Here is a 14,068-nt window from a genome sequence, read left to right as displayed (position 1 = left end):
TTGCGTCTATGATGCAATAAAGGTTGTTACTTGCGGGGCTTATGCCGGCTTTCAAGCACTTCCACCACTTCAGCTAAGGATGAGCCAGAGGCTTCTAAGAGCACTAGTATATGAAACAGCAAATCAGCGGCTTCACCTTTCATGGTCTCGGTTTGGCCGGCTACGGCATCAATCACTACTTCTACCGCCTCTTCACCTACCTTCTGGGCTATTTTATTGAGGCCGCGATCAAACAAAAAGTTGGTGTACGACCCTTCAATGGGGGTTTGTCTACGCTCTTTGATGGTTTGCTCCAGCTGCGCAATAAACTGCAGGGCCTTTTCTGTAGGCGTAAACTTCTGGAAACTTTGTAAATGGTAAGAAGCTGCTTCACCTTCTTTGTCAAAACAGGTCTCAGTGTTGCGGTGACAGGCAGGCCCGGTGGGGTTCACCAATACAAGAAGCGTATCCTGGTCGCAGTCCAGTTCCATTTTGACCACTTGTAAGGTATTGCCAGAGGTTTCGCCTTTGGTCCAAAGCCGTTTTTTAGAACGGGAAAAGAAGGTGACTAACCCAGTTTTTTGTGTCTGATCATACGCCTCCTGGTTCATGTAGCCTAGCATCAACACCTTGCCGGTATTGGCATTCTGAATGATGGCAGGTACTAAACCTTCGCCTTTATTAAAGTCTATATTCATTTTTTTAGATTTTAGACGCTAGATATTAGATGTTAGACTCACCTTATGAAGAAGTCATTTAGTTAAAATCTAGCGTCTAGATACTAGCATCTAACATCTATGTGATTTTGCTTCAAAAATTGTTTAAGCTCAGGCAATGGTACCTCCTGGAAGTGAAATATACTGGCAGCCAACGCGGCATCTGCGCCGGCTTCAAACACATCCAGAAAGTGTTGCATGGTACCAGCTCCGCCCGAGGCAATCACGGGAACCGCTACGGTTTTGGAAATCTCGCCGGTAATGTCTAGGGCAAACCCGCCTTTGGTGCCGTCGTTGCTCATGGAGGTAAGCAAAATCTCACCCGCTCCCCGCTCCACTACTTCTTTGGCCCAATCCAGAGCGTATAGACCCGTGTCAACGGTCCCTGCCTTGCTGAATACCTTCCAGCCTTCTGGCGTGTGTTTGGTGTCAACGGCCACCGTCACACACTGGCTCCCGAAGCGGTTGGCCAGCTCCGTGATCAACTCTGGTCTTTGTAAGGCAGAGGAGTTCACGGATACCTTGTCGGCGCCGTTTTGCAAAAGCACCTCTACATCTTCTATCGCGCTGATGCCACCGCCCACCGTGAACGGAATATCAATGTGACGCGCTACCTCTCTCACCAGTTCACGTAAAGTCTTCCGCTTTTCATTAGTTGCCGTGATGTCTAGAAACACCAATTCATCAGCGCCCTGCTTAGCATATAGCGCGGCAAGTTCCACCGGGTCCCCGGCATCCCTAATATCTTCAAAACGAACGCCTTTGACAGTGCGGCCATTCTTAATGTCAAGACAAGGAATAATTCTTTTAGTTAACATATTTTTTCAGATTCAAGACACAAGACTTTAGACACAAGACCTTTGCATCCTAAGCATTCGTGACCTTGAGATTCTTAATCATTGATTATCAATTATTAATTACCTAAACCACTTCCTTGGCTAGGTCTTCCAGTGTGATGGTGCCTTCATAGATGGCTTTGCCGATGATGGCGCCGTACAACCCGGCTTCGCGCAACTGACGGACTTCTTCAATTGTAGTCACGCCGCCGCTGGCAATGAACTGCAAGGTTGGAAACTGCGCAATGAGCTTTTGATATATTTCTATGGAAGAGCCCTGCAGTTTGCCGTCTTTGCTCACGTCTGTGCAGATAAACGTTTTTGCGCCCATTTCTGAAAAAGAGGCCAAAAATGACTCCAAGGTCAAATCGCTTTGTTCTGCCCAGGCATTGATGGCAATGCGGTTGTCCTTGAAATCGGCGCCCACTATGATGCGGTCCGCTCCAAACTCCTTCAGCCATTTCTGGACCGTCTTGGGCTCGCGCACGGCAATGCTCCCGGCGGTAATCTGCTGGGCGCCGGCATCAAAAGCCTGTTGTACAGCCTCCAAACTCTGCAGGCCTCCGCCGTAGTCAATGTGCAGTTGGGTCTCACGGGCAATGCGCGCCAGAATGGGCAGGTTGACTGGTTCCTTGGCGCGGGCTCCGTCCAGATCCACCAGATGTAGTCTCTTCAATCCCAAGCCTTCAAACTTTTTGGCTACCTCTACGGGGTCTGAATGGTAGGTAGTCTGTTGGGCAAAATCGCCTTCGGTGAGGCGCACGCACTGGCCGCCTATCAAGTCAATGGCCGGAATGATTTCCATGGCTTACAGGTTTAAGAAGTTTTGGAGAATATGCGCGCCCGGGGCACCGCTTTTCTCGGTATGAAACTGAACGGCGTAGAAGTTTTTGTACTGCAAGGCGGCACTGAACGGCTCAGGATAAGAACTTTGGGCAATGGTGAATTCTGTGACCGGCGCATAAAAGCTGTGCACGAAGTACGCATACTCATCTTCTTGTATGCCAGCGAATAAATCACCCTTTAGATGATGTAGGTTGTTCCAGCCCATGTGCGGCACCTTTAGGTCAATCTTAAAGCGCTTAACCGGGACCGGAATAATACCTAGCATCTCGGTATCACCCTCTTCTGAGTGCTGGCACAGCAATTGCATTCCCAGGCAAACGCCCAAAAAAGGCTGCGTCAAAGTGGGTAACAGCTTATCCAGGTTGTGTGCCTTAAGTGCGCGCATAGCCGAGGAAGCCTCGCCCACTCCCGGAAAAATCACCTTGTCCGCACTCTTTATTTCTTCTGCGTCACACGTGACCGTAGCATTTACACCCAGCCGCTCCAGCGCGAAGAGCACGCTCTGCACGTTGCCGGCCTTGTAATCAACAATAACGGTTTTCATTATAGAATGCCTTTGGTGCTAGGGATTTCCATTTTGTTCACGTCGCGCACCAGGGCCATTTTAATGGCTTTGGCCACGGCTTTGTAAATGGCTTCTATCTTGTGGTGCTCGTTTTCGCCTTCGGCCTTGATGTTGAGGTTAGACTTAGACGTATCTGAGAACGACTTGAAGAAGTGCATGAACATCTCGGTGGGCATATCGCCAATCTTCTCTCTGCTGAATTTGGCGTCCCACACCAACCATGGTCTACCTGAGAAGTCAATGGCTGCGTGTACCAGCGCGTCATCCATGGGCAGTAAAAACCCATACCGACTAATGCCGCGTTTGTCCCCAATGGCTTGGGCAAAGGCTTCGCCTAACGCCAGGGCCGTGTCTTCAATGGTATGGTGCTCATCAATGTGCAAATCGCCTTTGACGTGTATGCGCATGTCTACGCCAGAATGACGGGCCAATTGGTCCAGCATATGATCAAAGAAGCCTAAACCGGTTTGCATGTCTGATTTGCCTTCGCCGTCCAGGTTAATCTCTACTTTGATCTGGGTCTCATTAGTATTGCGCTGGATGGTGGCTTTACGGGCAGGCAGACGCAAGAAGTTGTAAATATCATCCCAGTCGGTGCTGGTAAAGGTAGCGTCTGGGTTTTGATCTGCTTGCAACAAAATACTTTTGGCGCCCAGGTTTTGAGCCATCTGCACATCGGTTAGTCTATCCCCAATCACATAGGAGTTGGCCAGGTCATAGTCCCCGGACAGATACTGCTGCAACATACCCAAACGCGGCTTGCGGTTGGGACTGTTCTCGTGCTCAAAACTGCGGTCAATGTGGATGTGTTGAAACTGGATGCCCTCTCCTTCCAGGATCTCCAGCATTTTGTCCTGGTACGGCCAGAAGGTATTCTCTGGGTAAGAATCGGTGCCAAGGCCGTCCTGGTTGGTGACCATCACAAACTCATAGTCCAGCTCTGTGTACATCTTATAAAGGTTACGGATAACCTTTGGATAGAAGGCAAACTTCTCAAAGGAATCTACCTGATAATCGGTGGGTGGTTCTAGCAGGATGGTCCCGTCGCGGTCAATGAATAAGACTTTTTTCATGTGCGGTTATTTTCTGGCATCAGGATGCTTGTAGCAATATGATGCTATTTTTGTTTTTATTAGAGGCAAAAAGGCCTGACATATTTCTGATAATCGTTTTTGGCCTGTTTTATGAAAATCAGGCCAAAAACGAAATTATTTGGTGGTTACCTGAGCACTGTAGGCTTTTAAAGAATCTAGTAAGTGGTCATTCTCTTCTGGCGTGCCTATAGTAATGCGAAGGCAATTGGCGCAACCGGGCTGGGTAGAGCGATTCCTCACTACCACACCGCGCTCTAAAAGGTAAGCATACAGCTCATTGGCGTTGGGCACCTGTACCAAGACAAAGTTGGCATCTGACGGGTACACCTTTTCAATGAGCGAAAGCGATTCAAATTGGTCCATCACGCGGGTGCGTTCCTGTACAATCACCTCCAGCATGTCATGGAGCTGGGCGGTTTTGTCCAGGGCGTTGCTCACTAATTCCTGCGTTACCACGTTCACATTGTAAGGCGGCTTGATTTTATTCAAGAGGCTGATGATTTGGGGTGAGGCAAAGGCCATTCCCAAGCGTAGGCCAGCCATGCCCCACGCTTTGGAGAGTGTCTGCAACACCACCAGGTTCGGGAATTCCTCTAATCGGGTACTCCAGCTAGGTGAAACTGTGAAATCAATATACGCCTCATCTACCACTACCAAGCCATTGAAAGACTGGATGAGTTTTTCTACCGTGGCAGGTTCTAGGATATTGCCGGTGGGGTTATTAGGCGAGCAAAGGAAAAGTATCTTGGTTCGCTCTGTTTGTTTTTCGGCTATTTTCTCGAAAACAGGCTGAAAACGGGAATCTAAAGGCACACGCTGAATACCAACGTTGTGTATGTTGGCGCTCACCTCATACATGCCATACGTAGGCGGCAACAACAGAACCTCATCCTGACCGGGTTCGCATACTAAGCGCACCAATAAGTCTATGGCCTCATCAGAGCCGTTGCCTATGAAGATTTGCTCGGACTTCACTCCTTTGAGCTTGGCCAGTTTTTCTTTAATGGTTTTCTGGTACGGGTCTGGGTAGCGGTTGTAGTCTACGCCGCCGGCCAAACTACCCAAGTTGTTCTCGTTGGCGTCCAGGTAGACGCTCGCCTCACCCTCAAACTCATCCCTCGCCGAAGAATACGGCTTGAGGCCCAGTAAGTGCGGACGGATAATCTTCTCTATGGAAAACATTGGTTAATGTGCTAATTGAATAATGTGTTGATGTGCTACTCTTCTAATTTTCAAATCTTGGCTAGTCGAACCGTAACGGCATGCTTGTGCGCGTGCAGTCCTTCGGCTTCGGCCATAATTTCTACGGCCGGGCCAATGCGCTGCAAGCCTTCTTTAGATAGTTGCTGGAAGGTGATTTTCTTCACGAAACTATCCAGAGAAACTCCGCTGTAGTTGCGGGCATAGCCGTTGGTAGGCAACGTATGGTTTGTCCCTGAGGCATAATCACCTACACTCTCTGGGCTAAAGTGCCCCATGAAGACAGATCCGGTCTGCGTCACTTGTTCAGCCAACACTTCAGGAATGTCCACGGCAAGGATTAAGTGCTCTGGAGCGTATTGATTAGAGAAGTCTATGGCTTCTTGCAAGGTAGAAAAGACCACGCCCAAACTATTGTTCAAGGCTTGCTCTGCTACCGTTTGCCTAGGCAATTCTGCCACCTGACGGGCTACCGCCTCTTGCACGTTTTTGAGCTGTTTTTCAGAATTCGTGACAAAAACGACTTGCGAGTCTGGGCCGTGTTCTGCCTGAGAAAGTAAGTCTGCGGCAACAAAGTCTGCATCTGCTGTTTCATCTGCAATCACTAGCACCTCACTGGGACCGGCGGGCATGTCAATGGCTACGCCTAGCTGGGTCACCATCTGCTTGGCAGCGGTGACGTACTGGTTGCCTGGTCCAAAAATCTTGTCCACGGCCGGCACTGTCTCCGTCCCGAAGGCCAAAGCGGCAATGGCTTGAGCGCCGCCTGCTTTCAAAATGCGGGTTATGCCTAGGCGGTTGGCGGTATACAGAATAGTGGCATTGATAGAACCGTCTGCCCCAGGAGGCGTGGCCAGCACAATCTCCTTACAGCCCGCTATTTGGGCAGGAATTCCCAGCATCAACAAAGTAGAGAACAAAGGTGCTGTGCCGCCAGGAATGTACAAGCCCACTTTCTGGATGCCCACAGACTTTCTGTAGCAGGTCACGCCTGGCATGGTTTCTATTTGTTGCACTGGCTCGCGCTGGGCTTCATGAAACTTGCTGATGTTGGCATACGCCACTTCAATGGCGTCTTTCAGCTCCTGAGAAACTTGCGGGATGGCTTGGTCCACTTCGTCTTGGGTCACCCACACACTTGGCAAACCAGCTTTGTCAAACTTGGCGGCCAATTCAATCAAAGCGGCATCACCGCGTTCTTTGACCAAGTCAAAGGTGTGCTGAACCCCGGCCCGCAGCTGGTCCAGTTTCTGGACCGGTCGTTGGGTCAAGGCAGCCCATTCTGCGGGTGAAGGATATAGATAGGTCTTCATTTTAGCCAATCATCTTTTCAATGGGAACTACCAGAATGCCTTCGGCGCCTGCCTCTTTCAATTTCTGAATGATGTCCCAGAAATCATCTTCGTTCACTACAGAATGCAAAGAGCTCCAACCTTCCTCTGCCAATGGAATGATGGTAGGTGATTTAATGCCGGGTAATAGCGTTTTGATTTGCGGAATGGCAGTGTTAGGTGCATTTAAAACGACGTACTTGGACTTCTGGGCCTTTTGTACCGCCTCCATCCTGAACAAAAGTTGCTGGAGCAGTCGGCTTTTCTCAGGATTCAGGTTTTGGTTGGCTATTAACACCGCTTCAGATTTGAAGACGGTTTCTACCTCGCGCAGGCCGTTGCTGATCAAGGTAGAGCCTGAGGAGACGATGTCACACACCGCATCTGCCAGGCCTATGCTAGGCGCAATCTCCACAGATCCAGAAATAGTATGAATGTCGGCCTCCACGCCTTTAGACGTCAAAAACTCGCGTAACAGGTTTGGGTAAGAGGTAGCAATGCTTTTCCCTTGGAGAGTAGTCACGTCCTCGTAGGCATCTCCTTTAGACACGGCCAAAGACAAACGGCATTTGCTAAAGCCCAAAGCTTTTACGGTTAATTGCTGTAAGCCCTCTTCCACCAATACGTTTTGTCCAACAATGCCAATGTCTGCCACGCCGTCTGCCACGTAGCCTGGAATGTCATCATCGCGTAGGTATAAGATTTCTAGGGGGAAATTGGTGGCTTCGGTTTTGAGTTTAGACGTAGTACTTATAAAGGAGATGCCGCACTCACGAATCAATTTGAGGGAGTCGTCTGACAAGCGACCGGACTTTTGAATGGCTAACCGGATCATGAAAAAATGGGTATAGGAAAAGAGTAGATACGAAACAATGAAGGTAACAACCAGCTGGACTTGTTGTTTTACAAGTACTGGATATACACGGGGCCCAGCCCCAGATTGGGCGATATGATGTTATGATTCCTCCTAAGAGGAATGATGGAAATGATGGCAATGCACTCCCTGAACCGCAGGCGCGGCAGAAGAAAGGAAGATATTTTGGGTAGTGCGGTTCATATTGCTGGCTCAAAGGTAAAAAGGAAATTGAAAAGTCAAATATTTTTTTCAACTTTCTGCTCCCAAAATACCAAATCGGCTGGTTCTGCCTCTATTTATAAAAGATGTCAGTATAGAACCAGGTATGGCATTATTTTTTCTCTGCTTTTATGACGTAAATCTGCTGGCCTGGCGTTCTGTCTAGGCTGGCATACGGTAAATGCTTCTTTCTGTAACCATATGAGATTATTTCTTACCTGTTTTTTTCTATTGTTTGCCTTGACGGTGGGTGCTCAAACCAAGCTGAAACTGCCTCAGGCTAGCCCCAAGGTAAAATTGATGCATACCATAGGCATCACGGAGATCACCGTCAATTACAGCGCACCGGGCGTGAAGAAGCGTGAGGTGTGGGGCAAACTGGTTCCGTACGGTCAGATTTGGCGGGCGGGTGCCAATGAGGCCACCACGGTTTCCTTTTCCACCGACGTGCGCATTCTGCAGGAGAACATTCCTGCCGGCACCTATTCTCTGTTTGTTTTCCCAGCCGACTCCAGCAACTGGTACCTGGTATTGAATAAAAAACTGGGTCTTTGGGGCACAGAGGGCTATGACCAAAGCCAAGACTTAATCAGACTGCCCTTTAGCCCAGAGGCGAGTGAATTTCATGAGACGCTTAAATATTCTTTTAATGACGTGCAGCCCACCTTTGGCCGACTAGTTTTGAACTGGGAGAAGAAGCAGTTGGCCATTCCCATACGCGTAGAAGTACACACGCAAACGCTTAAACTCATCAAAGATTCTTTGTCTGTGGCTAAACCAGATGACTGGGCAGTTTTATCACAGGCGGTAAATTATCTTTTGCAACAAAACACAGAGCATGAGCTAGCGCTGGCCTGGATCAACAAATCCATTGCCATTGAAGAGAATTTCTATAACACGTATCTAAAGGCGAGGCTGCTTGCTCAGAAGAGTGAGTATGATGAGGCCCTGGAACTAAACAAGAAAGCCCAAAAGCTGGGCAAGAATGATGAGAAGACCTACCGCGCCTACGCCCAAGAAATTGAGGACGCCGCCGTGCTTTGGAAAGAGAAGCGGTTCCATGATAATTGATAAGCCGTTTTTAGGCTATTTTACAGAAAACAGCCCAAAAACGAAAAGCCTGAGCTAACGCGCTCAGGCTTTTCGTTTTTATGTCTAATAGCTTTGATTTTAGAATCTGGCAATGAACCTCAAATTCACCAGTCGGCCGGTGAGGTAATTGGGCACGGCATAGGTAATGCCGCTGGTGTCTTTCACGTAATTGTAAGAAACCACGTTGTTCGCCGAGATTAGATTCAATACCTCTAAACTCAGCCAAAGGCTTTCTAAGCCGAACCCAGATGCCCCGGTGCCCCGCACTGAAATCAGCTTGGAGAACCCCATGTCTACTCTTCTATAGGCTGGTCCATTGAAGGCGCTTCTGTAGTTTAACAAACCCGGAGGTCCAAAGGGCAGGCCAGTGCTAAAGGCCAGGTTCAGGTACATCTTCCAGGTGGGGTTGTTAGGCAAATGGTCTTGAAAAAACACCCCGAAGTTGAGACGCTGGTCCGTGGGCCTCCTGATATATCCTTTGGCCTCTACCGCCTCTACCTTGCCGGTTATGGGGTCCCGCACTTCTGTAGAATCTCCTTCCAGGTTTTCTTTGGTGCTCAAAAAACCCACGCTAAACCAAGACTCCTCCCCTTTGATGAACTCTCCGTTCAACCGTACATCAGCACCAATAGCGTAGGCCGTGGATTTTACATTGGGCAAATAGCGCAGCCGCATGTTCTCCTGCTCAAACGGAATGACAGACGGCATGTACTTCACGTAGGCTTCGGTGGTGAGCTTGAAGGGTCTTCCCCATTTATGGAACTGGTATTCCGTTCCGGTAATAAAATGCCAGGCCTGCTGATTTTCTACCTCCTTCTGCAAAGTACCATCAGCCAATCTTAATTCTCTGTACAACGGGGCTTGCACGTAAGACCCTGCTGCCGCTTTAAAAGACCAGTCTGGCAAAGAAGCAAATCGTACAGCGTATTGGACTCTGGGACTGATGGACAGCTGAGCGTTGGTAGACCAGTAATGCAACCTGACGCCATACGTCAGAGTTTGCGAACTGTCAATGGCCCATTCATCTTGAACAAAGCCTTGCCATCTGGTAGAGTTTAAGGTTTGGTCAATGGATAGTGTGGAGATGTCAGAAACGTAATCAGCAGAGTCTGTAAAGCCGTATTCCTGCAATCCATCCTCAATAGATTCAAGTCCCGCCTTCACGCCAGCCATAAGCGTATGGGACGGCATAAAGCGCCAGTTTACTTTTCCTTCCAGGGCTTGGATGGCGGCGCGCAATTTATTTCTGGAATAATTGTATGTGGAACCCACGCCCCGTTCTCCGGCGCACCTGTTAAACGGCGATACGCTGGCCATGGGCATCACGTCACAAAAGCGGTAACCAGCTTCTAAATCACGGTACTCTCGTTCCTGGCTGTACAAGGTTGAATAGATGAGCTCGCCCTTGACATCAGAAGAAAACTCATGTTGCAACCTAAGCCCGCTCTGCCAGGTGGTGTATTTCATCTGCTCCTGGCCGTCATAGCCCACCAGTAGCCGTAACACCTGGGTTTGAGTACCAAAGGTAGTTTCCCGGGTTTCTGGTCTAACCTGGTAGTCGTTCTGGGCAATGTTGGCTAGTAAGCTCAGTTGAGTAATGGGGGCAGCGCCGGTAGCTCTGTGCCCGGCCTTAGAAAGATCATAGGTTAGATAGGTTTGCACATCTGTGAAGACTGGCTGGTAATCACCTTCTACCTCCAGGCTATTCAACACGTAGCCCGCATTTTTATGCCGTACCCCCACCAAAAAGCCCAGTCTTTTGTCAAACGCGGTTCCTTCTGCGTGCACAGAACCTCCCGTTAAGCTACCAGATACAGAACCCTTAAACTTTTGCGGAGTGCGGTACTGAATGTCTAGCACCGAGGAAAGCTTATCCCCATACTTGGGTTGCCATCCACCCGATGAAAAGGTGACTTCTTCTACCAAGTCTGGGTTGACAAAGCTCAACCCCTCCTGCTGACCAGAAAAATTAAGAAAAGGCCGATACACTTCCATGCCGTTCACATAGACCAGGTTCTCGTCATACGTGCCACCGCGAACCGAGTAAGCCGAAGACAGCTCATTGTTACTGGTCACGCCGGGCAGGGTGGTGAGAATTTTATTAAACTCCTGGAAAGGGCTTGGAATTGATTGAGTGAGGCGCGGGTCTATTTTGGTGATGCTAACAACTTCGCGGGTCTCATTGGTAGATTTGGCGCGTACTTCTACCTCTTGCAACTCTTTAGAATTGGCGATAAGTTCTATTCCTAGGTACCGGGTCTCGCCGGGCAGCAGGGTAAGCTCCTTTTCAAATTTCAGAAAGCCAATATAGGTGACAAGCAGCGTGATCTCCTTCTCCGGTTCCACCTTTAGAGAAAACTTGCCTTGCGCGTCTGTTAAAGCAGAAACAGAAGCATTTTGTACCACCACCGTGGCTCCAATCAAAGGCTGTTGTTGGGCATTGGTTACCTGGCCTTGGATAAATGCCTGCTGCGCCCAAGCCGGAAAGCTCAGGATCATAAAGCAAATGCACCATCCCCAGCGCTTGCCCATGCACCTACCTGGTCAGGTTTTTAAGTTCCAGAATGGTGTTGGTAGGATTGTTTGAATTAAAGACAAAGCTTCCGGCTACCAGTACGTCTGCTCCTGCTCGTAGCAACAAGGGCGCATTGTCTAAGTTGACGCCGCCGTCAATTTCAATTAGCGTGCTGGCGTTTCTCTCCACTATGAGGGCCTTGAGCTGCTCAATCTTGCGGTAGGTGTGCTGTATGAACTTCTGTCCACCAAAACCTGGGTTCACAGACATCAGGCACACAACGTCAATGTCCTCAATCACCTCAGACAGTACCTGGATTGGCGTATGCGGATTCAAAGCCACGCCCGCCTTGGCGCCAGTGTCTTTGATCTGCTGCAGGGTACGGTGCAAATGCGTGCAGGCTTCTTCATGCACCGTGATGATGTCTGCTCCCGCTTTCTGAAACTGTTCAATGTACAATTCAGGCGACTCAATCATCAAATGCACATCTAGCGTCTTGGTAGCCTTTGCCTTAATGGCCTGCAAAACCGGAAAACCGAACGAGATGTTGGGCACAAACCGACCATCCATCACGTCTATGTGAATCCAATCTGCAGTACTCTGGTTAAGCATTTGAACATCATGGTCCATGTGACCAAAGTTGGCGGCAAGCACCGACGGGGCAATTAGATGTGACATAATCAAGAGTGGGTTAGCTTCTACAAAACAACACTTTCTACGCCCAAAAACCAATTGAAAACAACAGAAAAGCCCCGCCTAACAGAAGATAGACGGGGCTTTTATATATGATGGATGCTATAAGTCAACCTTACCTGAGCTTATCATGGTTTCTGTTCTTTCTATGCCATCTACTATGTAGACTTCATCTGCCTGATAATCGCAATTCTCAGAGTTAGAATTACAAAAGTTGAGAAGTTTGTAATATCTATGTACAGGTCCTTGGTTTACAGAGACCACTTCATAACTCCTAGATTCTGCCAATACGTTTTCAAAATCTGATTTAACAATAGTGGTGGTTGTAAGGAAAGTTGTACCTGAAGCCTCAAATGGTTTCCCAACATTTTTATAGCTAAATTCTTCTCTAAGGTTTTCATCGTCTGGATTAGGAAAATACCCTGTGTTAAAGGCATTAGGGTTCCATGCTTTCCCTTCCAATACAGGAAATACCATACCCACTACCGTTCTATTGTTCTCTTTAATAAGTAAGCTGCCTGAACTCTGGTTGACAGGATCTTTAGAAATAGTTCTAACGCCAATGATTCTCCAGGAATCAGTCTCGGTTTCTCTTCTGCTAATTTCTACTCTATACCAGTCCTTACCTGTCTGATCTTTGAATACCTCATTGAAAGTCTCTCTTATCTGGTATGTTTTGCTTTCTGCAGTATTATTTAGATAAGTATTTTCCTCTACATTGAAGATTTTAAACGCACCTAACTCCAAAGGATAATACGCCGTTCCTACAGCCGCAGGGTCTAAGACAAACTCATCGTCTCCACAAGAAGTTAGGAAACTGGCTACCAGAGCCATTGCAAACAGAAGTTTTTTCATACACTACTAGACGTTAGTCTAAGTTAAAGCTGGTTTCTATCCATCCGCCGCCAATTACGTCATCGCCTTCATAGAAGACGGCGGCTTGTCCTGGGGCTATGGCATTTACACCGGCATGGAACTGTACCAGCATTTTATCACCTACTTGCTCAATCACCGCGGCGGTGCCTGGGTCATTGTAGCGCACTTTGGTAATCGTCTCGGTGGGCAGGCCGTGCAGGTTTTCATATTTAACCATGTTCAGTTTGCCCACGTTCATGCCGTTCTTGGCCAACTGCTCATAGTTGCCTAATATCACCCTATTCGTATCTTTCTCTATGCGGGTTACAAACGCCGGGAATCCAAGCGCTACACCCAGGCCTTTCCGCTGCCCGATGGTGTAAAAAGGATATCCTTCATGCTTGCCTACCACAGTGCCGTCCTCCAATACAAACTCGCCGCCTGCTACCTGCTCTTCTAAGCCAGGCACGCGGCGCTTCAAGAACCCGCGGTAGTCATTATCTGGGATAAAGCAGATTTCATACGACTCGGCTTTCTTCACCAAGGCTTCAAAGCCGCGGTCCATGGCCATCTGCCTGATTTCGGTCTTGTGCAAATGACCCAGCGGGAAGATGGTGCGGCTTAAGCTTTCTTGTGAGATGCCCCAGAGCGCATATGACTGGTCTTTGTTATGGTCCTTGCCTTTGGAGATGACATGGCGGCCGTTCTCCTCCCGGATGTTGGCGTAGTGGCCGGTGGCTATGAAATCACAGCCCAGCTTGTCGGCGCGGCGCAAAAGCGCGTCCCATTTAATGTGGGTGTTGCACAGAACGCAGGGGTTGGGCGTGCGGCCGGCGATGTATTCATCTGTGAAGTGGTTGATGACGTAGTCGCCAAACTCTTCTCTAATGTCAATGATGTAATGCGGGAATCCTAGCTGTACCGCTATGTCTCGGGCGTCGTTGATGGAATCCAGGCTGCAGCAGCCAGTCTCCTTCTTACTGCCGCCGGCGCTGGCATAGTCCCATGTCTTCATGGTCATGCCTATCACATCATACCCTTGCTCGTGCAACAGAACTGCCGCTACTGAGCTGTCAATGCCGCCACTCATGGCGACCAATACTCTTCCTTTTGAAGTCATTTCTTCTTAATTTAAACAGGATTCAAAGTCCTGCCGAAACAATGTGCAAATATAGCTAAAATACCAGGCACTTGCCGACTTACTTGCCTGAAGTGCAGGAAAGCTACCCCCTAACTTTTGTCCCAACAAAAAAGTTACCCGCTTCACTCCA

The 14,068-nt window shown here is 48.7% G+C and carries 13 protein-coding genes; 1 reads left to right on the top strand and 12 read right to left on the bottom strand.

The annotated features are described in order from the left end of the window. Positions 1-26: 26 nt before the first annotated feature. From hisIE to hisG, 8 genes are all read right to left on the bottom strand, one after another. On the bottom strand, positions 27-677 hold the full coding sequence (gene hisIE / locus ABD880_RS02900) for a bifunctional phosphoribosyl-AMP cyclohydrolase/phosphoribosyl-ATP diphosphatase HisIE (RefSeq protein WP_345162161.1): 651 nt from the start codon (positions 675-677) through the stop codon (positions 27-29). Positions 678-760: 83 nt separating this feature from the next. Then, positions 761-1,513 carry an imidazole glycerol phosphate synthase subunit HisF gene (hisF, locus tag ABD880_RS02895; RefSeq protein ID WP_345162159.1) on the bottom strand — a complete coding sequence of 251 codons (753 nt, stop codon included), beginning with the start codon at positions 1,511-1,513 and terminating at the stop codon, positions 761-763. Positions 1,514-1,616: 103 nt separating this feature from the next. Further along, positions 1,617-2,336 carry a 1-(5-phosphoribosyl)-5-[(5-phosphoribosylamino)methylideneamino]imidazole-4-carboxamide isomerase gene (hisA, locus tag ABD880_RS02890; protein WP_345162157.1) on the bottom strand — a complete coding sequence of 240 codons (720 nt, stop codon included), beginning with the start codon at positions 2,334-2,336 and terminating at the stop codon, positions 1,617-1,619. Positions 2,337-2,339: 3 nt separating this feature from the next. After that, complete coding sequence (gene hisH / locus ABD880_RS02885; RefSeq protein WP_345162155.1) at positions 2,340-2,921, bottom strand: imidazole glycerol phosphate synthase subunit HisH; 582 nt, start codon at positions 2,919-2,921, stop codon at positions 2,340-2,342. After that, a complete protein-coding gene (gene hisB, locus ABD880_RS02880) occupies positions 2,921-4,015 on the bottom strand; it encodes a bifunctional histidinol-phosphatase/imidazoleglycerol-phosphate dehydratase HisB (protein WP_345162153.1) in 1,095 nt (364 codons plus the stop codon). Before hisB ends, hisH begins: the two co-directional genes overlap by 1 nt. Before the next feature lie 135 nt (positions 4,016-4,150). Next, on the bottom strand, positions 4,151-5,218 hold the full coding sequence (gene hisC / locus ABD880_RS02875; protein WP_345162151.1) for a histidinol-phosphate transaminase: 1,068 nt from the start codon (positions 5,216-5,218) through the stop codon (positions 4,151-4,153). A 50-nt stretch (positions 5,219-5,268) separates the two neighbouring features. Beyond that, positions 5,269-6,549 (bottom strand): histidinol dehydrogenase, encoded by a 1,281-nt coding sequence (gene hisD / locus ABD880_RS02870; protein WP_345162149.1) that lies wholly within the window; start codon positions 6,547-6,549, stop codon positions 5,269-5,271. Between the two features lies 1 nt (position 6,550). Continuing rightward, positions 6,551-7,402: an ATP phosphoribosyltransferase gene (gene hisG, locus ABD880_RS02865; RefSeq protein WP_345162147.1), complete on the bottom strand. Its 852-nt coding sequence runs from the start codon at positions 7,400-7,402 to the stop codon at positions 6,551-6,553. A gap of 441 nt (positions 7,403-7,843) precedes the next feature. Between hisG and ABD880_RS02860 the strand changes: the two genes are divergently transcribed. Further along, a complete protein-coding gene (locus tag ABD880_RS02860) occupies positions 7,844-8,713 on the top strand; it encodes a DUF2911 domain-containing protein (RefSeq protein WP_345162145.1) in 870 nt (289 codons plus the stop codon). A gap of 99 nt (positions 8,714-8,812) precedes the next feature. Here ABD880_RS02860 and ABD880_RS02855 read toward each other — a convergent pair whose 3' ends face one another. From ABD880_RS02855 to mnmA, 4 genes are all read right to left on the bottom strand, one after another. After that, the gene (locus tag ABD880_RS02855) at positions 8,813-11,266 is read right to left on the bottom strand and encodes a TonB-dependent receptor (protein ID WP_345162143.1); all 2,454 of its coding nucleotides are present in this window, start codon (positions 11,264-11,266) and stop codon (positions 8,813-8,815) included. Positions 11,267-11,270: 4 nt separating this feature from the next. Then, the gene (gene rpe / locus ABD880_RS02850) at positions 11,271-11,927 is read right to left on the bottom strand and encodes a ribulose-phosphate 3-epimerase (protein WP_345162141.1); all 657 of its coding nucleotides are present in this window, start codon (positions 11,925-11,927) and stop codon (positions 11,271-11,273) included. 117 nt (positions 11,928-12,044) lie between these two features. Next, on the bottom strand, positions 12,045-12,797 hold the full coding sequence (locus ABD880_RS02845) for a hypothetical protein (protein WP_345162139.1): 753 nt from the start codon (positions 12,795-12,797) through the stop codon (positions 12,045-12,047). Positions 12,798-12,810: 13 nt separating this feature from the next. Next, positions 12,811-13,917, bottom strand: coding sequence for a tRNA 2-thiouridine(34) synthase MnmA (mnmA, locus tag ABD880_RS02840; protein WP_345162137.1), 1,107 nt, complete (start codon positions 13,915-13,917; stop codon positions 12,811-12,813). Positions 13,918-14,068 lie beyond the last annotated feature (151 nt).

Origin of the sequence: Nibribacter koreensis (assembly GCF_039541795.1) — a bacterium.
Classification (GTDB): Bacteria; Bacteroidota; Bacteroidia; order Cytophagales; family Hymenobacteraceae; genus Nibribacter; species Nibribacter koreensis.
Note: the sequence above shows the minus strand (reverse complement) of the source record. Positions and strands in the feature narration are given on the sequence as shown.